This window comes from Christiangramia oceanisediminis (genome assembly GCF_022570735.2).
Lineage (GTDB): Bacteria > Bacteroidota > Bacteroidia > Flavobacteriales > Flavobacteriaceae > Christiangramia > Christiangramia oceanisediminis.
In genome coordinates this window covers 866,295-887,790 of the sequence record NZ_JANCNS010000001.1, presented here as the reverse complement: position 1 = coordinate 887,790, position 21,496 = coordinate 866,295, and the positions used below count along the sequence as shown (strand labels likewise).

The window sequence follows — 21,496 nt, the reverse complement described above, 5'->3', positions numbered from 1 at the left end:
AATGAAGTATTTTTTAGGAATACTGCTTTTTTTAGTATTCAGTGTAGAAGGATCATGCCAGATAAGCCTGCCAAAACTGGTAAGCGACGGTATGGTTCTTCAACGGGATGCGGAAGTAACCATCTGGGGTTGGGCCTCGCCCGGTGAAAAGATTCAGATCTCTTTCCAGGGCCAGGAAATGGGAACTGTGACCACTGAAGAAGGAGATTGGAAATTTCAGTTTAAAAACCTGAAGCCAGGCGGCCCGTTTACCATGAATCTGGATGGGGAAAATTCCATCGAGCTAAAAGAAGTCTATGTTGGAGATGTTTGGATTTGTTCCGGACAGTCAAACATGGAAACTACCATGTCCCGCGTGTCACCTCTTTATCCAGATGAAATTGATTCAGCAAACAATCCGGAAATCCGATATTTCGAAGTTCCGAAAGAATACGATCTTACCGGTGAGAGAACTATGCTTTCCGGAGGTAGCTGGAAGGCTGTTAACAGGGAAAACATAAGTGATTTTTCGGCCGTTTCTTATTTCTTCGGAAAGGAGATCCATCAAAAATATGATATTCCTATAGGTCTTATTAATTCTGCCCTGGGAGGTTCCCCGGTTCAATCCTGGCTGAGTGAAGATGCCCTGGCGAAGTACCCGGAGTATCTGGCTGAAGTTGAAAGACTAAGTCCGGAAGGAGTGATAGACAGCCTTGAAAACCTGGACCAGGAACGGATCAGGAACTGGTATGCCGATGTAAATTCCCGTGATCTCGGACTCAAATCGAACTGGAAGTCGAAAGAAATCGATGATTCCAGTTGGCAGAGCATGCAGGTCCCTTCATTCTGGAACGAATCTGTTCTGGGTGATATTAATGGGATCGTTTGGTTTCGGAAAAGTTTCGAGTTAGACGAGAGTTACAGTCAAAAAGAGGCAGGTTTGCTCTTGGGCAATATCGTTGATGCAGATTCAGTATTCGTAAATGGAGAATTCGTTGGAAATACCACTTATAAGTATCCACCACGAAGATATACCATTCCGCGGGGAATTCTAAAGGCGGGAGAAAACACCATAAGTATTAAGATCCTGAACGAAAGAGGTCCTGGAGGATTTATCACAGACAAGCCTTACGAACTTCGGTTTGGAGATGATTCAAGCCTGGATCTCAAGGGAAAATGGAAATACAGGCTGGGTGCGAAAGCTGAAACCCTGCAGCCGCAAACCTTTTACAGGTGGAAGCCGCAAGGACTTTATAATGCAATGATTCATCCTCTTTTGAATTATTCAATTAAAGGTGTTATCTGGTATCAGGGAGAATCCAATACAGGCGAACCTGGAAAGTATAAGGCTATGTTCAGTGATATGATAAACGACTGGCGGGAGAAATGGGATCAGGAGCCTGAAAATTTTCCGTTTTTATTTGTTCAGCTGGCTAATTTCATGGAGTCCCAAGATGAACCTACAGATAGTAACTGGGCCCGCCTGAGGGAGGCTCAAATGAAAAGTCTGGAAGTACCGGCTACCGGGATGGCCGTTGCCATTGATATTGGGGAATGGAATGATATACATCCCTTAAATAAAAAAGATGTTGGTGAGCGCCTGGCGCTGGCAGCCTATAAGGTTGCTTATGGGGAAGACGTGATCCCTGGCGGACCAATTATGGAATCCTATCAAATTAAAGGAGACTCTGTGGTGATCAACTTTAAAAATATAGGCTCGGGGCTGCAGATTAGGAATGGAAGTATTCTTAAAGAATTTGCAATTGCCGGTGCCGATAAAAATTTTGTTTGGGCTGACGCTCAAATTGTTGGGGATAAAATAATCGTACATAGTTCTGAGGTCGAAAATCCTGTTGCGGTAAGATATGCCTGGGCCGATAATCCGGATGAGGCGAACCTGTATAACAAGGAAGGTTTACCCGCTTCACCTTTCAGGACCGACGACTGGGAATAACCAGATTAAGATTATAGAAAAATAGTTTTAAGTGTATTTAAAAAGCCTTCTGCCTTCCTGGGGTGGAAGGTTTTTTTATTGAAAGACGAAACTATTGTTAATATTTTGGTTAATAAGTATTTATAACCAATCCGTTTCAGGGTGCTGATTTTGAGTAATTTGCAAGTGCCCAAATCACATTAATTTACCTGCTTATGCTGGTTTTTTTAACCCCCGGCATCCCCCAAGACCGCCGTAAAACCATGCTTTATGAGACTTGCTACTGCCCCAGCCAGAAGCATTGAAAGAGATTTCAAATATGCTATTCTGCATTTTTTGCTGAAACTTTTTTTCGTAGCCGGAATTGCATTCCTGGTGTTCATAATTACTTCCAAAACCTATGTGCTGCCTCTTGAGGTAAGCCCTGGAATTAACAGTATTGAGGTGGTGGATTCAGCTCCACCCAATCCATTTTAGCTCTTAAGATGAATTAGGCAGCTTTCGGAAGCGAATGTATGTTCCCTGTCCCTTCGGGTTTTTGGGAAATGCTCTTTTGCTGACCCAGGTAATAATATACCACGAAGAACATAAAATACATGATCATGGATTTCTGCCTGATAATGATCCCCAGGTTAGACATTATAAAGGTCATGGCAAATGATGAAATAAGGAACAATGCCAGGCTTGATTTTACATGCAAAGGAGCCGACTTCAGGAACCGGAAGAACTTCAGCCTTAAGATCTTTCCAAAAATAAGCAGGTAGATAAAATTTTCGATCGAAACGATAATTCCAAACAATCCTGGCGCATCAAAGAACAATGGCCTGAACCAAAAGGTAAAGAATTTTTCAGGCAGGCTGTATTCGGCCATATTCACACCTGAACCGGAATCAGAAAGGCTTTCAGCTCTTTGTTCACTAAAGCTAAGAAAATCACTTACCAGGTTCGTAGAATTATGAAGATCAACCACCTTTAATATTGGCTGATGAAAGATCAATAGAATGCTTCCTATCGAGGCAATTACCAATGACTTCTTTTTCCAATCCAGGCTTTGCTTACAAAGCATGATGCCAGCCACCGCACCCATTATGATCAAAAGCAGCATATGAGGCCTTATGGCAAATACCAGCAAGGCGCCTGCCAATAAGGTTTTCCATCTTTTTCCTGGTTTATGGAGCGAATAAGCGAATAACATTAGCGCCAGAAATATAGGTGCTCCCTTTCCTATCGAGGCCGTCCAGAAGTGCATATTGGGTAGAAAAAGGATCAGCCATAAAAAATCGATCTTTTTAAAGATTTTTATTTTAAGTGAAATATGTTCCTTGAAGAAGAGGTATGCGAATACAAAGCCTAAAAAACCAAGCCATGCAAAACCCAGCATCATCATTTCATAAGAAAAGTTGAAGTACTTAATGAACGGATAGGACAGGAAATCGATGAACGAGGTTTCGGTCTTAAAAAAATGAAACCAGGGTTCTTCGGTATTGTTCACAACCCTAAAATATCTTTTGGAGTCTGAAGGATTGAACAATGCATAGCTGTAATATACCCCTGCGAATACCAGGTGGTATATAAAAAGCAGGTTCATTGATCTGGTTGAAAAGAAATCATGCTTTTCTTTCAGTTTCTTAAATAAGTACTGGTTGATAATATACATAAACGGAAGCAGGCATAATGCCTCCAGGATATTTAAAACGTCGATTTCAGGGCTTATCCAATTCATCGCGTTTCATTATGCAATTTCCCTTCCGTGACTGATCTTACCAACCTGGATGTAACTCTAAGGCCCTATGCTTACTGATTTTACAGTCTAATTGCAGAGATTGCTAAGCAGGTGTTATTTGTGGATAAACCCAAAGAAAGTGTGGAATTATTTCATGATCCCAGGTCTGGTCTGCGGGTTTTAACATTCATTAATGAAAATGCTAAGAAGTAGTGAAATAACAGGCGATTAACAAAATAGGCCCCTGTCTTTGGCTATATTAAGGATAAACCAATAAAACAGTAGTTATGAAGATCAAAAACAGATTAGTATCAGTATTTGTAATCGTATTCCTGTTTTCAGGTTTGGGCGTACTGGCTCAGAATGATGAAGACTGGGATGAGAAAGAGACGTATGATAACTCCAATAAAAGAGCGGAGCTGATTGAAGATGCCAAGGAATCCCGTAGTATCTTCAAAGATAAGAACGATGAACTGGAGGACCTTTTCCAATCGGCTTACGCTTATGCCATTTTTCCAAATGTGGGCTCAGGTGCCTATATTCTTGGGGGAGCAGCCGGAAACGGAGTTGTATATGAACAGGGAGAACTGGTAGGTTTTGCCGAACTCAGGCAAATTGATATTGGCCTTCAAATTGGAGGTCAGGCCTTTCGCCAGGTGATCCTTTTCAAGAACCAGGCTGCCTTGAACGACTTTAAGAGTGGTGACTTTGAAATTGGCGGAAACATTTCCGCGGTAGTCATTGAACAGGGCGAAGCCAGAAGTATCAGATTCCAGGATGGAATTGCCGTTGCGACTATGCCTAAAGCTGGTGCGATGGTAGAACTATCTGTAGGCGGACAAAAATTTGAGTATGCCGACGACTGGAAAAATAAATAATCAGTAAATTAAATAATATTTCTAAAGCCGACTTCGGTCGGCTTTTTTTAATTCAATTCAGGTAAAATGCAAATAAAAGCGATAGTATTTGATGTGAACGAGACCCTGCTGGACCTGCAGAAGCTAAAAGACAGCGTAGACCAGGTTTTGGAGAAGAAAGGTGCGGCTGAGGTTTGGTTCACCAGCCTGCTTCATTATTCTCTAGTGGAAAGCATACGGGATGAATACCATGATTTTAGTGAAATAGCTGCAGCTGTTCTTAAAATGCAGGCTGAAAAAGATTCCAAAAAACTTTCGGAAGATCACATTAAAGATACGCTGGCAGTGGTTAAAGATTTAGATCCCTATCCCGATGTATTACCCGGTCTTCAGAAATTGAAGGAATATGGAGTAAAGCTAATTGCCTTTAGCAACGGGAAACCCGATGTATTGAATGCCCAGCTTAAAAATGCAGGAATAGCGACTCTATTTGATGAGATCCATAGTGTTGACGCCTGTAAAAAATACAAACCACATCCGCATTCGTATAAATATATCCTGGAGAAAGTGGACCTGCCTGCCAACAAGGTGCTGATGGTAGCGGCTCATGGCTGGGATATAGCCGGAGCAAAGTCGGCCGGGTTGAATACATGTTTCGTTAATAGGCCAGGAAAGGTCAACTATCCACTTGCTCCAGAACCAGATCACCAGGTTAAGGGTATTGATGAGCTGGTTCCGGTTATTAAGCGGGATTCCTAGAATTCGAAATTAAAGCTGAAGTTTAAACGTCCGCCTTCGTCCCCAACATAATAGCCAAGGTTTCCAGTAAATGCCCTGAACATATTTACAAAAAAGGAACCGCCATAGTTGGTATGCCACTGGCTGGAATTATCGTTTTCAGTCCAGACCCGTCCGTAATCAAATCCTGCGCTAAACCCAATAGCCAATGGGATGAAATTAGTTTTAAACCTTGCCGCTGCTGTACGCACATCTATGTTCTGAAAGAAGGCATATTTCCCGTTGAAGCGTTCATTTCTATAAGCACGAAGACTATTTTGATCTCCGCCACCTAAGGTCGCCGCATGGTAGAACTCATAGTTGTCACCTAGGATGGCCGTACCACCTATTTTCGTCGCGATGGCGGCCAGTCCGCTTGAATGCAGGGGATAATTGACGCTCAAAATCGGGTTAACGTAAACAAATTCATTGTCACCCCCGTCAATATTGGTCTTATATCCCGTGGTAAGGTCGAATTCCATTCCCATGCTGGGAAATGCACGACTATCCTTATTGTAGTAATTATAATTCACTTCCCCACCTGCATATATCTGTCTGCCAAATATGTCATTGTCTTCATCGAAACTGTTGGCGATGAATCTATCTTCGTCGTAAGCAACATTAAGAGACTCGATCAATGGTCTGAAATTGAAGGATACCCGTTCATTTTTCCTATAGATCAGCGATGGGCTGAATCTCATTTGCTTTATGCGTACCCTGTTAAAATCCCGGCTTACCGCGTCGTCGTCATATTCAGTATCATTTCCTATCCCAAAAAAGTTGATCACGAAATTAGGACTGGAATAATATGCATCTATCCCTAGATTCCAGTTATAGAAAATATGTGCAAATTCTCCGGAATAGCTAAGATCGAATCCCTGTGTAGCGAAAAAATAATTAGATGTAATATTATGCTGTGCGCTGAAAGGATTGCTAATAAGCCCTTTGGTCGTGTAGGTATTACTTACACCCAGACTAAAACCCTGATCTGAGTTAAAGTCAGCACTTGGCATAAAAGTGAACTGTCTTATCTTTTTCTTTTTGGGATCGTAAGTATTGATGTCATAGGAATCAACAAGCATTTTTCGGGTTCCGGGATTCTTTATCGTATTGTCCTTGCTTTTAAAATCGTAAACCTTTGCTTTCCTCTTGTTTTTAAAATCATAGACGTCGTGTTCTTCACCACCAAGAATCTTGAGCGGAAGCAGATTATTTCCTTTTCCTTTTATTATGAACTCATCATCACCATCCAATCCATAAACCCAAACCTCCCGTGTCATGTTTGAATCATAAGTTCTTTCTGCCACCTGTTTTCCGTCCTCGTTCTCCAGTACGATCGTGGTGAGGCCGTTAGGTTTTCTGGTGATTATGAATTTATCATCATCTTCGGTTCCTGTGAACATATCAAACTGTTCCAGGTGTTCGTAATATTCCCTGGCAATCTTTTCCATGTTTCCGCGCCTGGCCCTTAGGTTACTTTTGATCTCGTCTACATATGGGTCGTTAGCCAGGTCTTCAGGCAGAACGGCGAAAGCCTCTTCGATCACTTCATCGGTAATATTCTCTTGAATATAATTAGCCTGTTCTTTCCATACTTCCCAATCTGAATTTCTTATGAAGGCAATGTCCAGTGGATAACCGGCAATGTTAAACCATTTTGGATTATCTATCATGTCATCATAATTTTCCATAGATCGGAATGACGGGAATCCAAGTTTTAAAAGTGCCAGTGCCAGACCATCGTTTTTAGGAAAAACCTGGTCCCTGTCTTTTGCGATAGGAACATATTTTTTTCTTCCATTTTCGTCTTCGAATTCTGCCCATTCGTACTGGCCTTCATGCCTGTCCCAGTCACCCATCAACATGTCCAGCAACCTAACCCTGATGAACATTTCTTCATCCACATAGCCTTCCTTGCTTTCTCTCATTTCTTCGTAAAGATCTGAACTGTTTAAAATGTCCTCGGCATTATCGTAGAATTTAGTGTTTTCGTCGCCTATATGATACTCCCACATGTAGAGCTCATTTCCGTATTCCTGGTTAAAGATCCCGAGCGCTTCCTGTTTTGGGACATAATACAGGTTTGATTGAGGATGATAGATATTCAATTCATCCATCAGGTAACTGGCCGGAAAGGTTCCATAGGGGAATGCAGTGGTATAAAAATCCTGCACATAACGTTCAGCCACTGTATTATTCAGTAATTCTTCGACATAGTGAGTAGGGGCAACAGAAGTTTGTATGAATCTAAGCGCAGATTTTTTTATTGCTCTAAGCGTATATTCATGGTCATCTTCGTCTATGAATCCGAGAGACCTGGATTGATGTCCTCCGCCGGCTCCCATCACTTCAAGGTTTCCGGGGATCGTGTCCAGGTAAAGTACCGGGAATTCAAATTTCCTGCTGTAAAGAGGTCTATAATGTTCTCCCCAAATGGCCTTGTATAACCAGTCTTTATCGGTTTCTTCCTCGGTATAAACCGAGGTGGTGAAAGTTTCACCTATTTTTTCTTCTGGCCAGGAAACATCGGCAAGTGTTGGCCTTTCCCTGGCAATCTGCCTGGTTTCGATTAATTCGGCACCCGAATTTGTTAGTCTGTAGAATTCTACATTTGCGCTTCCGTTTTTGTAGATGTTCATTTTGGCATATCCCATTTCATAGGAAGCGAAATGGCCATCTTCCAGGTCGGGCTTTGCCTTTTCGGGTTTTTCGGTAACACCACTAATGATTTGCTCGATTCCGTCATCTTCAATGTACTGCTGGTTGCGATCATGTCCAGAGAGGAAAATAACATCGGCGTACTGGCTCGCATTGGTTTCCAGTATTCCCATCAATTCCTCCAGCTGGGGATTGCGGATGGTTTGTTCATTGGCCCCTACTATCTTTTCGAAAAAGCCCAGTTTCGTTTGAGTTAATACAGGATGATGTACGGCAACCAGAATGGTTTTTCGTTGATTGTCTTCTAATTCGTCTTCAAATTCTTCTACAAACTGTGCCCTTGTCTTAATCTCACACTTAGTATTCATCAGCGGGTGGTCATCCCAGTCTTCAATGAACCATTGTGAATCGATCATGATAAGCTGAACTCCTTCTGCTATCTCCTCACTCTCAATGGGGCATCCATCATTGGGCCATAACTCTGAATTGCTATTATCCTGAAGAAAGGATTCCAGGTCGTCAATATTATCTGGAGCATCATATTGCCATTCATTTACACCTGGCGTAAAGATCATACGGCCTTTAAATTCCTTTAATGGCTCTAATAGATGTTCAGTTAGATGTTGCTGCATGGCATCCCTGCCGTCGTCCTTATCGGGATAACCACTTTCCGGCACTATATTCCCTATCATTAAAAAGCTGGCAGAATCGCCTTTCTTGGAGTCTTCTACGATGCTTTGAAATATTTTCAGGTTAGTTTCATTGCTGCGCAAACCGGTATTGCTGGTTATATAAAAAGAATGCACGGTTTCTTTGGAACTGTTGGTTTCCTGCGCATTGAGCGAAATAGTAAATAGAAGTAATAAATATTTTAAAGGTCTGGATTTCGCATGTTTCAGAAAATGTTGCAGTAAATTTATAGGTCTGCTCATATATGATCAGATTGTTTGATTGTAGTTAGGTCCCGTTCTAAGATAGAATAATTGTCAAAAAAATTTATTATTCTTAGGATAGAATAAGTCTTTATAATACTTTAACATCCAAGCCTAAAAGTTTTACTAATAAAAATGGCGTATTTTCAACGCAGGATTTTGAATCTTTGCCGGCTATCACTAATATCCTAAAAATTGAAGCTTTTCTTGAGGAATCTACTTCCCATATTAGCATATATATTCACCTTATCGCTATTTGCACAGGAATTACCACCCGTGCTAAATTTTGGCCCTAATGATTATTCTGGCGGAAACCAGAACTGGATGATTTCCCAGTCTGAAGGAAACCTGTATTTTGCCAATAGTACCGGGTTGCTGGAGTATAACGGGGAAGCCTGGAAAGTTTATCCTGTACCCAATCGCACGATCGTAAGGGCGGCAAAAGCCGTGGGAAACCGAATTTACACCGGTGCTTATATGGAGGCAGGTTACTGGAGCAGGGATGATTTTGGTGATCTTGTTTATAAAAGCTTGATTCCCGAATTCCCTCAACCCATAATGGATGGCGAACAGTTCTGGGAAATCGAATTCCTTGATGAAATGGTCGTGTTCAGGAGTTTTAATGGAATTTATTTCTACGATCCGGGAGCTAATACCATCACCCAGATGGATAATCCACCTCAAAAGATCTATACTGGATTATTCAAACTGAACAATGAGCTTTATTTTCAGCAATCTGAAGCTGGATTGTTCAGGATCAGAAACGGGGAGCAGTCGAATGTGATTCCATACCAGGTGTTGGGTGACCGGGCCATTATTCACATTTTCGAAAAGGAGGGTGAATTGAATCTGGTCACGGGGAATTCTGAATTTTATTCCTGGAATGGTACAGAGCTTAATCAAATTTTTCCAGATCTCAATCGCGAGATCGGTAACCCTAATATACTTTCTGCCATTAGTCTTCCTGATGGCAGTGTGATCCTTGGAACCGTTGGGAATGGCGTTTTACAGGTTGGTCCGGATGGTCGCCTGGTCAATTCGTTTAACCAGGCCAATATCATGATAAATAATACGATCCTGGATATCTTCCAGGATGAGTCGGGTAATATATGGGCCGGACTTGACTACGGGCTCGCCATGATAGACCTCGACTCGGGTTTTAGATCATTTCAGGATAACAGGGGAGAAATTGGTTCGGTTTATTCTTCACTCGAATATGGGGGTAACCTTTACCTGGGAACGAACCAGGGCCTCTATGTGAAAAAGCAGAATTCGCAACAATTTAAACTTATTGAAGAAACCAAAGGACAGGTTTGGTTTATCGGGGAGATAGACGGCAGGGTCTATTGCGGGCATAATCAGGGTACTTTCCTTATAGAAGGAGAGAGTGCAAAAAAGATCGTGGACCGTTTAGGAACCTGGCTTGTTAAGCCATATGCTGAAAATATCCTCATCCAGGGTCATTATAACGGAATAAGTTTTCTGAAGATTGAAAATGGCAAAATCACCGTCTTACCAATGCTGGAAGAATTTGCGCATTCTTCAAAATTTATCGAAGTAGATGAAGCCCGGAATGTTTGGGTTAGCAACGAACACAAGGGGATCTTCAAAATGCGGCTTCAGGATTCCTTAAGTCTGCCACCTAAAGAGATTCAGAATTACAGGATCGGATCAGAGTCTGGAATTACCTCCAGTATTTTTAAGTATGATAATAGTCTCTATTACAGTACTACCAGTCATATTTATGAATATCAGGATGAGAAAGATGATTTTACTAAAGACAATCTTTTGGATTCGATCGTCTCTGGAATCGACAGGGTTTCCGGTAAAATGATCAGCTTTGGTGAAGGCACACAATTATGGGGGTTTTCACAGGAGGGAATATTTTATATAGAGCCAGCAGTACTTAACCGGGATTATAAACTTGATTTCATTTACCTGGACCAGGATTTTCGGAATATTGCCATAGGCTACGAAAACCTTAGTTCTTTTGGTAAATCAGAATATTTGTTAGGAGTTGCCAATGGTTATATTAGGTTCGAATTTCCGGTAAAGCAGGATGTACCGGCTTCTATTAATATCGATAACATACAGGCCAGTATAAGGGATTCTGTTCCAAAACCTGTATCACTTGAAGAGACTGGTAAGTTTGCATATAATAGAAATAATATCAGTTTTTTCTATAGCGTTCCTGTGCATCAAAAGTATATGGGCGCCCTTTATAGTCACAGGTTGCTGGGGTTTAGCCCTAACTGGAGCTCCTGGGCCAAAGAATCCAATGCGAGTTTCAAGAATTTGAATCCGGGAGATTATACCTTTGAAGTTAAAGCGAAGATCGGTGATAGGATTACTGAACCTGTTCGGTACGAGTTTAGGGTAGAAAGGCCATTTTACCTAAGCAATACCGCAATCTTTCTTTATGGATTAGGACTTGTACTTATTTTGCTAGGCATCCATTTTCTTTACAGGAGATATCATAAAAAGATGATTGTTGAGAATGAACGGGTATTGAGGATGAAGAACCTGGAAGCTGAAAAAGAGATCATTAGGCTTCGCAATGAAAAACTGGAGCAGGATATGGCTAATAAGAACAGGGAATTAGCTGTATCTACCATGAGCCTTATCAAAAAGAACGAATTTTTGTCCAGTATCAAGGATAAGCTTAAAAAAAGCGGAGAAGAGGCCAGGGTAAAATCGGTTATTCAAACTATCGACCGGGATATCAGTGAAGAGGATAACTGGAAATTCTTTAAAAGGGCGTTCAGTAATGCCGATAAGGATTTCTTTAAAAAGGTTAAGGCCCGTCACCCTGAACTTACCTCAAATGATCTTAAACTTTGTGCTTACCTGCGGCTTAATTTATCATCAAAAGAGATCGCTCCATTACTTAATATTTCTGTAAAAAGTGTAGAAATTAAACGATATCGTTTGCGTAAAAAGATGGAATTAGACCGTGACACCAATCTTACCGAATATATTTTAAGCCTTTAAACCTATACAAAGGCTTTAAAAAACTCTACACAACCTCTACATGGCCACTAATCCCCTAATTGCTACGTATTAAGCATAAACTTGGCAAATCTTCGGTATCAGGACCTTGTAGTAAGAAAAATCGAATTTATCGGGCTCATTTTTGCGAACTAAGCAAGTGTAGATTTTTTGTAAAGGTGCTTTTTCTATTCACTTAACAACTTGTTAATATATTGAAAAAGCAATTTTAATAAACAAACACATGAGGAATTTCACCTGTCTTTTAATTGTATTTCTAAGCGGGTTATTCGCAGGTTACTCGCAAACGTTTTCGGTTAGCGGGAATGTAACCGATGAGAACGGTATGCCTTTACTGGGGGTTAATGTTATCGTATTAGGAGAATCTCGGGGGACCACCACCGATTTTGATGGTAATTATACTATTGAAAATGTTTCTCCAGAGGACGTGCTCCAGTTTAGTTACCTGGGCTTCGTATCCCGTGAAATCACAGTTAATGATCAACAAACTATTAATGTAGTACTGCAATCAGACCAGGAAGCACTCGATGAGGTCGTGGTAATTGGTTACGGTACTCAGCAGAGAAAAGATGTAACCGGAGCGGTTTCTACGGTTTCAAATGAAACATTAGAAGATCTGCAGCCATTCCAGGTAGAGCAGGCCCTTCAGGGTACCGCCGCCGGGGTTAATGTAACTCCTTCATCTGGAGCTCCTGGAGCAGGTATCAACATCAATATCAGGGGTATCGCATCTAACAGTGTGAACGGGCCACTGGTACTGATAGATGGTTACCAGGGAGACCTTAACACCCTAAACCCTAACGATATCGAATCGATATCCATTCTAAAGGATGCCCAGGCCGCTATTTATGGTGTTGCTGGTGCGAACGGTGTGGTTCTTATCACTACTAAAACCGGTAAGAAGAACACCGCGCCTAGTGTGTCCTACCAAACCTATTTTGGATTCCAGGAAGCTTCAAGGCAGTTGCCACTTCTAAATGCTACCGAGTATGCTCTGCTATTAAATGAAAGCTATGCCAACGGTGGACAGCAGATCCCATTTCCCGACGTTAGCGGATTGGGAGAAGGAACCGACTTCCAGGACGCGGTCTTCGAGGTTGCACCTGTTAGTAATCATAATCTAAGTGTGACCGGTGGTGGGGAAAATGTTACCTACGCCATAGGTGGTTCTTACTTAGACCAGGACGGTATCGTTGGAGGTGATAAATCCGGCTTTGAAAGGGGAACAGCAAGGGTTAGCCTTGGTGTGGATCTTGGAGAATATTTTAAGATAGACCTTAACTCGATTTATACCAATATATCCAGAAGGTCTATTAACGAAAATGGTCTTGGATCTGTTCTGTTTAATGCGTTGAACTATTCACCAACTTTTGGTTTGGATGAACAGGATTTAACTGGTAGTCTTGGAAACGAGATCATCAACCCTCTTACCCAGATAGAGAATACCTTCAATTCTTATAACCTGGATAAGCTTAATGGAAATTTCAGTCTGAACTTCACGCCAATAGAAGAACTGGTATTCACCTCTCGAATTGGTTATAACCTTTCAAAGAGTGATGGAAAAACCTTTTCTCCTCAAATTGGACCGGAAATTTATGGGCCCGGGAAGGTTTTCAATAACCCGATTAGCCAGGTAGACCAGAACCGAATTAATGACAATTCCTATACCTATGACCTTTTCGGGTCTTATACCGATACTTATTCAGATGATCATAATGTGAACCTAACTGGAGGTATGACCGTGATAAGGGAATGGGGAGATGGTCTTTTTGCTACTGGTTTTGAGGTTCCTAATAACTCATGGGAATTTGCAGATATCAGCCTGACCACAGGAACCCGTGACGGGATCAATAACTCGAGTTATGTATACGATATCCGTAAACTTTCTTTCTTCGGAAGACTTCAGTATAACTTCAGGGAAAAATATTTTATACAGGGAATGGTTAGAAGTGATGCTTCTTCCAGATTTAGCCCGGAAAACAGGGTAGGATACTTTTCATCTGTAATGGGTGGTTGGATCCTGACCGAAGAAAGCTGGTTAGAATCTTCAGACGTACTTTCTTTTCTGAAATTAAGAGGAAGTTATGGTATTCTTGGAAATGACGAGGTTGGTCAGTCTCAGTTCTGGAGATCACTATTAAATGGTGAAGCAACCTATGTATTCGATAACCAACTGGTAAACGGTGTGGCCACAGGTCAGATCCCTAACCAGAATGCGAATTGGGAGGAAGCTGAGAAGATAAACCTGGGTCTGGATCTTAGAATGTTTAGAAATAAGATCGATATGACCTTTGATGTATTTAGAGAGGATAGAAACAATCTATTAATTGCTGGGATTCCAGTATCAGGGATTTTTGGTGGAGCTGCTCCGGGAGCAGGAACTCCTACCATTAATGCAGGAACTACCAGGAACCAGGGTGTGGAATTCGCGATAAATTATAAGGAGAACTTTTCTGATGACTTTAGACTGGGGCTATCTTACAACTTTACCTACCTGGAAAACGAAGTGATCGAGGTTAATGGAACCGATTTCCTTCCGGGCGGGGCTTTTGGAGTTGGACAACCTGCTCCAGCCAGAATGCAGGAAGGATTCCCAATTGGATATTTCTACGGGTATAGAACCAATGGGATCTTCCAGAACCAGGCTGAAGTAGCTGCTCATCCATCGCAGGCTGCACTTGGTGCACCAGCCGCCCCTGGAGATATCAGGTATGTAGATATCAATGGGGATGGAGTGATCGATACTGACGACAGAACCAATATTGGTGATCCAATTCCAGATTTTATTATGGGACTCAATATCAATCTTAACTTTAAGAATTTTGATTTCACAGCCTATACCTATGCTTCTATAGGTAACGATATGGTTAGAAACTACGAAAGAAATCAGCCTAACGTGAACAGGCATGCTTATTACCTGGATCGTTGGAGAGGACCTGGAACCAGTAATTCGGTGCCAAGACTTTCTACAGGTGCGACCTCTAATTCCGTTTTTTCTGATTTCTATGTAGAAGATGCTTCTTACGCCAGGATACAGAACGCACAAATTGGTTATTCACTGCCAGCAAGCCTTACTGAAAGGATCAATATCCAGAGGCTAAGACTTTATGTTGCGGCGAACAACCTTGTTACGTTCACAGATTATAAAGGTTTTGATCCTTCAGCCTCTACGGGACAGGCGATTGGTGGTGGAATTGATTATGGATTCTACCCGGTACCAAGAACCTATATGTTTGGTGTAAACCTTAACTTCTAAAATTATTGTTTTATGAAAATAAAAATGTCAATTATCAAAAAGATATACCTGTTTCTCGGCCTGGTGATGCTGGTAGGATGTACCCAGGACTTTCTTGACGAAACAGAGGAGTATACCATAGACTCTGAGAATTACTTTAATTCTGAACAGGAATATTATAACGCACTGGTTGGTGCGTACGACGTGCTTCAGTCTACTTATGTGAACGTGCTTCTTGGGGAGATCGCTTCAGATAATACGCTGAGTGGTGGAGAAAGCGCTACTGATGTGATCGGTTTTCAGCAGGTAGATGAAATGACCCATACCCCTGTGAATGACAATCTGGATGATGTTTGGGACTGGAACTTCGCCGGAGTTCAAAGAGCGAACTATATCCTGGAGAATGAAGAAAAAACCGATTTTGAAGGAAGAGATCGAATCATTGCTGAAACCAGATTTCTAAGAGCTTACTTTACTTTTGAACTGGTAAAATGGTTTGGTCCTATCCCTATCAAGGGAGATGAAAGATTCGTACTTGGTGATGAGAACAGTATTCCAAGAGCACCGGTAAGCGAGGTTTATGCCCAGATCGAATCAGATCTTCAGTATGCGATCGATAATATGGATTATTCGGCTCCACAGGTAGGACGCGCTACCAGGGGATCTGCACAGGCCTTATTAGGAAAAGCTTATCTGTATCAGGATAAATTCCAGGAAGCTGCAGATGTGCTGAATGAACTTATCAATAGCGGCCAGTATCATTTATATGGAACAGTTGGAGATGAAGATTATACCAATCTTTTCAACCAGGTAGGTGAGAACAGCGCCGAGTCGGTTTTCGAGATCCAGTATACAGGTGAAGAAGGTGCCGGATTTGGATGTTTACAATGTAGTGAAGGTAATGTGGCTGTAGGTTTCCAGGGGATCAGGAACTATACCGGGCCGCTTTTTGAGTCTGGATTCAGTTTCAATGTTCCGGTTGAAGAGGTTTATAACCTGTTTTCAGAAAACGACATCAGGAGAGATTATTCGATCCTTGATATCGAGGCCTGGGCAGAGGAAACCGGGGCAACCTATACCGAGGGATATAAACACACCGGTTACTTCAACCGTAAGTACCTTCCAAGACAAAACGATAACGCGGGTGATGCAAACCTTACCCAGCCAAACAATTACAGGGCAATTCGTTATGCCGATGTTCTTTTAATGGCTGCTGAAGCGCTTAACCGCGGTGGAATTAACGACCAGCTTGCTCAGCAATACCTGAACATGGTTAGAAATCGTGCCGGGCTTGGTGATTTCGTGGGTACTGGTTCAGCCCTTACCGAGCAGATCTTCCTTGACAGAAGATTGGAAATGGTAGGTGAAGGTCATCGTTTCTTTGACCTGGTTAGAACAGGTCGTGCCGCTGATAACATCGACGGATTCCAAACTGGTAAGAACGAACTATTCCCAATTCCGCTTGAAGAGATCGAATTTTCTAACGGAAACTGGGAACAAAATCCTGGATACTAAAAAAACAGCATTATGAATAAATATTTAAAATATTTCTTTTTTATCACGCTCAGCGCCTTCATCTTAGGTTGCGAGAGCGATGATGATCAGATGGTAGATCTGAGCGGTCTGGCTTCGCCTTCTAATTTGGGTGCTAGTTTTACGATCACTCAGGATAATACCGGTTTAGTCACTATTACCCCAACCGGGCAAAGTGCGAACACATTTACCGTTGATTTTGGTGATGGCTCTGAACCTTCTTCAGAGATCAAACCGGGAGAAAGCGTAGATCATATTTATGCCGAAGGTGATTACGATGTGGTAGTTACCGGTAAGAATCTTAATGGGGTGACCGCAGAAGGAAGCCAGGCATTAACGGTTTCTTTCAGGGCTCCTGAAAACCTTGAGGTGAACATTGAGAAGGCAGCAGATGATAACTATACCATCAATGTTTCTGCTACTGCAGATTACGCAGCCATGTTCAATGTATATTTTGGCGATGTGGATGATGAGGAACCTATCGCGATGATGATCGGGGAGACCGTTTCTCATACTTATGATGCCGTTGGAGATTACGACGTTCGGGTTGTTGCTCTTAGTGGAGGTGCTGCTTCTACTGAAGTTACTCAAACCGTAGAGATCAGGGATCCGTTATTCCTGCCTATCGACTTTGAATCACCTACAAAGGACTACACATTTATTAACTTTGGTCCAGACCAGGTGGTAGATCCGGTGATCGATAATCCAGACCCAACGGGTATCAATACCAGTGCAAAAGTAGCTGCCTATACCAAGCCTGCAGGTTCTGAAGTTTGGGCAGGGACCACTACCGCGCTGGATCAGCCAATAGATTTCTCTACTCAAAAGTATATCAGCGTTGATGTATGGTCTCCACAGGCCGGGATTCCGGTGATCTTTAAGATCGAGAACCTTGCAGACGCGACCATCTTCGTGGAAGACCAGGTGCAGACTACGGTGAGCAACCAGTGGGAAACCCTGACCTTCGATATGACGGCAGTTGATACTTCAATCGATTATGGCAGAATCGTGTTGTTCTTCAATTTCAACACATCTGGTACTGGAGAAACCTATTATTTCGATAATATCCAGACCACTACCTTAGATCCGATCAAGCTTCCTTTGACCTTTGAATCTGAAAACCTGAATTACCAGTGGAATGGATTTGGTGGAGCTACAGGAGCTGTGATCGATAATCCTGATATGTCTGGAATAAACACCTCTTCAAGGGTAAGCACGCTTAACAAAACTTCAGGATCTGAAGTTTGGGCAGGTATTTCCCTTAATCTTGAGGAGCCGGTGGATTTTTCTAATGGAACCACTGCTAAAATGAAAGTCTGGTCTCCAAGAGCCGGAACTCCAATTCTGTTGAAAATGGAAAAATCAGATTCTCCACCAGATGCTAATGGAAACCCAAGTGTATTTGTTGAGGTTCAGCAGAGCACCACAGTAGCTGGAGAATGGGAAGAATTAAGCTTTGATCTTTCCACTTTCGGAGCCTTTGATCCTTCAATCGACTATGACCGCGTGATCGTCTTCTACGATTTCAATACTGCAGGTCAGGGAGAGGATTTCTATTTCGATGATATCAGGATTGGTGACACCGCTTATATTTCCCTGTTCAGCGATTTGGACGAGGATGTTACGGTAGATACCTGGAGAACCAGCTGGTCGATTTCAGACTATGAAGAAGTTGAGTTCGACGGAAGGTTGACCAAGCATTATTTCAATCTTGATTTTGTTGGGATCGAAACAGTTGCCGAACAACTGGATATAACCGGGATGACTCACTTCCATACAGATGTTTATATCGAGAACGGAACTACCTTCAGAGTTAAGCTTGTGGATGTAGGACCTGACGGAAGCTTTGACGGTGGCGACACAACCGAACATGAGGTGGTTTTTGATGATCTGCCAACCGGTGAGTGGGTAAGTTTGGATATTCCATTATCACAGTTCGAAAATCTTGCTAACCGCAGGAATATCGCACAGTTGATTTACTCAGGACTACCAGCAGGTGGAGTAAATGTATATCTGGACAATATTTATTTCCATAATTAGAATAAAAAGACAGAAGATGAAAAATATATTTGTTAGACTTTTATTCGTAATCGCTCTCTCGCTGGGATTCTATTCCTGCGAGGAGGATTATGATATTGGCGAGATCAGTGCGCCATCAAATCTTAGCGTAGAAACGGCTATCATGGGACAATCCGGTGATATGCCTAATGGCGACGGAAGCGGAATGGTAACATTCAATGCTTCGGCAAATAACGCAATGACCTATAAGTTCGTTTTCCCTAACGGAAGCTCGGTAACTTCAGGGAGCGGTGAGTACACTCACCAGTTTTCAGAAACCGGAACCAGAAATTACCCGGTAACCGTGATCGCTTACGGTCCGGGGGGAACTTCTTCTTCCATGGTTACCAACGTGGAAGTTCTTGTGACCTATTCACCACCTCAGGATCTTATCGATAAATTGGTAGGAGACGGAAACAGAGAATGGAGGATTAAAGCCGAAGCTCCTGGCCATTTTGGATTGGGACCTGTAGGCGGAACTAACGGACCAGAGTGGTATGCTGCCGGACCTAACGAAAAAGCCGGAGTTGGAATGTATGATGATAGATATGTATTCCAGGAAGATGGAACATTTGTTCATATCACCAATATCAATACAGAAGATGATTCAGGAACTGTTTTTGGAAGAGTTGGACTTGTCGACCAGTTAGGCTCAAGTGGAGGAACCGTTGATGGAGCAGACGTACTTAATGTGCCGTATTCAGATTATACCGCTAACTGGGCGATTACCGCTCCGGGTGGTAACGAAACGATTAATCTTACCGGATTGGCCTTTATTGGTTATTATACCGGGGGAGACCATCGCTACCAGATCTTTGATCGTTCTGTGCCCAATGAATTACTGCTGAAAACTACTGATGGTAATAACGAATTCGACTGGTGGTTCATTTTGACCACTGGAGAAGGAGGAGATACCGGAGGCGGTGGAGACGAATTTGAAACCGAATTCGATGAACTTCTGTGGGAAGCTACTTTCGATGATGATGAATCTCTTGATACCAGTGTTTGGAATTATGAAATAGGCAATGGAGACAACGGTTGGGGTAACCAGGAAGCTCAGTATTATACAGAGCAAAATACTTCTATCGTTGATGGAAACCTGTTGATCACTGCAAGAAGAGAGTCTGAAAGCGGATTCGATTTTACCTCTTCCAGGATCACTACCCAGAATAACTTTGAATTCACTTACGGAAGGGTTGAAGCAAGAGCTAAATTACCTGAAGGTGGAGGAACCTGGCCAGCGATCTGGATGCTTGGAAATAATTTTGATGAAATTGGCTGGCCGGCTACCGGCGAGATCGATATCATGGAGCATAAAGGTAATGAGCCTGGCGTAGTTCATGGTACCCTACATTACCCGGGAGCTTCTGGTGGTAATGCCGATGGTAATACAACCACTATTGAGAACCCTTCTTCAGAATTCCATATCTATACAATGGAGTGGTCTCCTGAACGAATCGTATTTCTTGTAGATGGTGAAGTTTATCATACATACGTTAATACTCCTGATTCTCCATTTAATAAAGATTTCTTCCTGATCATGAACGTGGCTATGGGAGGAACTTTTGGTGGAGATATTGATCCAGCCTTTCAGGAGTCATCTATGGAAGTAGATTACATAAGAGTTTATCAATAGGCTCGTTTGTTTGAATTGTAATTCCCGGGGCTTCGGCTCCGGGTTTTATTTACATGGCTCATAATAAGATATAAGAAAGAGAATTATTGATCGCTTTTTTGAGCAGCCCTTCCTGGCCCTTATTTAAGCTGAAATATTCTGTTTAAATTTTAATAAAATGAAGCACTTCTTTTTAAAATCTTTCCTGCTTTTCGTTTTTATTTTCAGCGGAAGTTCTCATGCTCAGGATATCTCTGTAGAAACGGCTACAGACACCCTTTTCTTTGACGATTTTTCCCAAAGTTCTCTAGATAGGGAAAAATGGAATGTTGTTGGGACCGACTTCTGGGTGAATAACGAACAACAGATCTATGTGGATTCCACCGCAACTGTTTTTACAGTAAAAGGTGACGATGCACAGGGAGCCGAAAGCGCATTGATGCTAAAAGCTCATTACAGTCCGGATTATATAACCTATCGCGGAAATGATTTCGATTTTATTTCGGGAAGGATCAATACACGTGATAAAGTTATGTTCACCTATGGTACTGCTTCAGCCAGGATGAAACTTCCTGCAGGTTCCGGATTTTGGCCTGCTTTCTGGGCACTTGGTGGTGGAGACTGGCCCGATACCGGGGAGATCGATATCATGGAATATGTGGGAGAGACAGATTGGATTGGTGTGGCCCTTCACGGCCCGGAATATTCCGGCGAGACACCGCTTGTCAATAAATATTTCTTTCCGGAAGGTGAAGATGTAACCGACTGGCATGTTTATTCTGTTGATTGGACCAAAGATGGAATCTATTTTAAAGTAGATGGCAGGTTGATCTATAGGGTTACAAAACCTATGGTAGAGCATTACGGAGAATGGGCTTTTGATAATCCAAAATACCTTATTCTTAATCTTGCTCTGGGTGGAGCCTATCCATATAAAACTAACGGAGTTGAAAAACCTTATAATGGGCTACCCGAATCAACCGTACAACTTATAAAAGAAGGAAAAGCTGAAGTATTGATAGACTGGGTTTTAATAAGAAATTAATTGTGCCGGAAGTAGAAGGCACTTCATAAACCTTCCATTTTTAAGCTTTTATAACTGGATGGAGTTAAAGTTCATCCAAATGAAAATTATAAATAGATAGAAATCTCTCAATATTAACTATAGAGAAAATAGTTTCTCCAAA

General features: G+C 42.1%; 12 protein-coding genes. 10 read left to right on the top strand and 2 right to left on the bottom strand.

Features of this window, described 5'->3' with window-relative positions; genetic code table 11:
• Window position 1 precedes the first annotated feature (1 nt).
• Window positions 2-1,933, top strand: coding sequence for a sialate O-acetylesterase (locus MKO06_RS04035; protein ID WP_241549377.1), 1,932 nt, complete (start codon window positions 2-4; stop codon window positions 1,931-1,933).
• 249 nt (window positions 1,934-2,182) lie between these two features.
• Window positions 2,183-2,389: a hypothetical protein gene (locus MKO06_RS04030; protein WP_241549376.1), complete on the top strand. Its 207-nt coding sequence runs from the start codon at window positions 2,183-2,185 to the stop codon at window positions 2,387-2,389.
• Window positions 2,390-2,402: 13 nt separating this feature from the next.
• On the opposite strand, the gene MKO06_RS04025 is transcribed toward MKO06_RS04030, so the two are convergent.
• Window positions 2,403-3,635 (bottom strand): hypothetical protein, encoded by a 1,233-nt coding sequence (locus MKO06_RS04025; protein WP_241549375.1) that lies wholly within the window; start codon window positions 3,633-3,635, stop codon window positions 2,403-2,405.
• A 287-nt stretch (window positions 3,636-3,922) separates the two neighbouring features.
• Here MKO06_RS04025 and MKO06_RS04020 point away from each other — a divergent pair, with 287 nt between their 5' ends.
• Together MKO06_RS04020 and MKO06_RS04015 are read left to right on the top strand one after the other, a co-directional pair.
• Entirely contained in the window at window positions 3,923-4,513 is a 591-nt protein-coding gene (locus tag MKO06_RS04020; RefSeq protein ID WP_241549374.1) for a lipid-binding SYLF domain-containing protein, read from the top strand.
• Between the two features lie 66 nt (window positions 4,514-4,579).
• On the top strand, window positions 4,580-5,251 hold the full coding sequence (locus tag MKO06_RS04015; protein ID WP_241549373.1) for a haloacid dehalogenase type II: 672 nt from the start codon (window positions 4,580-4,582) through the stop codon (window positions 5,249-5,251).
• On the opposite strand, the gene MKO06_RS04010 is transcribed toward MKO06_RS04015, so the two are convergent.
• Window positions 5,248-8,859 (bottom strand): bifunctional metallophosphoesterase/BamA family protein, encoded by a 3,612-nt coding sequence (locus MKO06_RS04010; RefSeq protein WP_241549372.1) that lies wholly within the window; start codon window positions 8,857-8,859, stop codon window positions 5,248-5,250. The two genes, MKO06_RS04015 and MKO06_RS04010, sit on opposite strands and share 4 nt — an antisense overlap.
• 207 nt (window positions 8,860-9,066) lie before the next feature.
• On the opposite strand from MKO06_RS04010, the gene MKO06_RS04005 reads away from it, so the two are divergent.
• From MKO06_RS04005 to MKO06_RS03980, 6 genes are all read left to right on the top strand, one after another.
• On the top strand, window positions 9,067-11,850 hold the full coding sequence (locus tag MKO06_RS04005; RefSeq protein WP_241549371.1) for a helix-turn-helix and ligand-binding sensor domain-containing protein: 2,784 nt from the start codon (window positions 9,067-9,069) through the stop codon (window positions 11,848-11,850).
• Window positions 11,851-12,091: 241 nt separating this feature from the next.
• On the top strand, window positions 12,092-15,124 hold the full coding sequence (locus MKO06_RS04000) for a SusC/RagA family TonB-linked outer membrane protein (protein WP_241549370.1): 3,033 nt from the start codon (window positions 12,092-12,094) through the stop codon (window positions 15,122-15,124).
• A gap of 12 nt (window positions 15,125-15,136) precedes the next feature.
• Window positions 15,137-16,618 (top strand): RagB/SusD family nutrient uptake outer membrane protein, encoded by a 1,482-nt coding sequence (locus MKO06_RS03995; RefSeq protein ID WP_241549369.1) that lies wholly within the window; start codon window positions 15,137-15,139, stop codon window positions 16,616-16,618.
• A 12-nt stretch (window positions 16,619-16,630) separates the two neighbouring features.
• Window positions 16,631-18,676, top strand: coding sequence for a hypothetical protein (locus MKO06_RS03990; protein WP_241549368.1), 2,046 nt, complete (start codon window positions 16,631-16,633; stop codon window positions 18,674-18,676).
• Window positions 18,677-18,692: 16 nt separating this feature from the next.
• Window positions 18,693-20,330 (top strand): family 16 glycosylhydrolase, encoded by a 1,638-nt coding sequence (locus MKO06_RS03985; protein WP_241549367.1) that lies wholly within the window; start codon window positions 18,693-18,695, stop codon window positions 20,328-20,330.
• A 157-nt stretch (window positions 20,331-20,487) separates the two neighbouring features.
• Window positions 20,488-21,354 carry a glycoside hydrolase family 16 protein gene (locus MKO06_RS03980; protein ID WP_241549366.1) on the top strand — a complete coding sequence of 289 codons (867 nt, stop codon included), beginning with the start codon at window positions 20,488-20,490 and terminating at the stop codon, window positions 21,352-21,354.
• Window positions 21,355-21,496 lie beyond the last annotated feature (142 nt).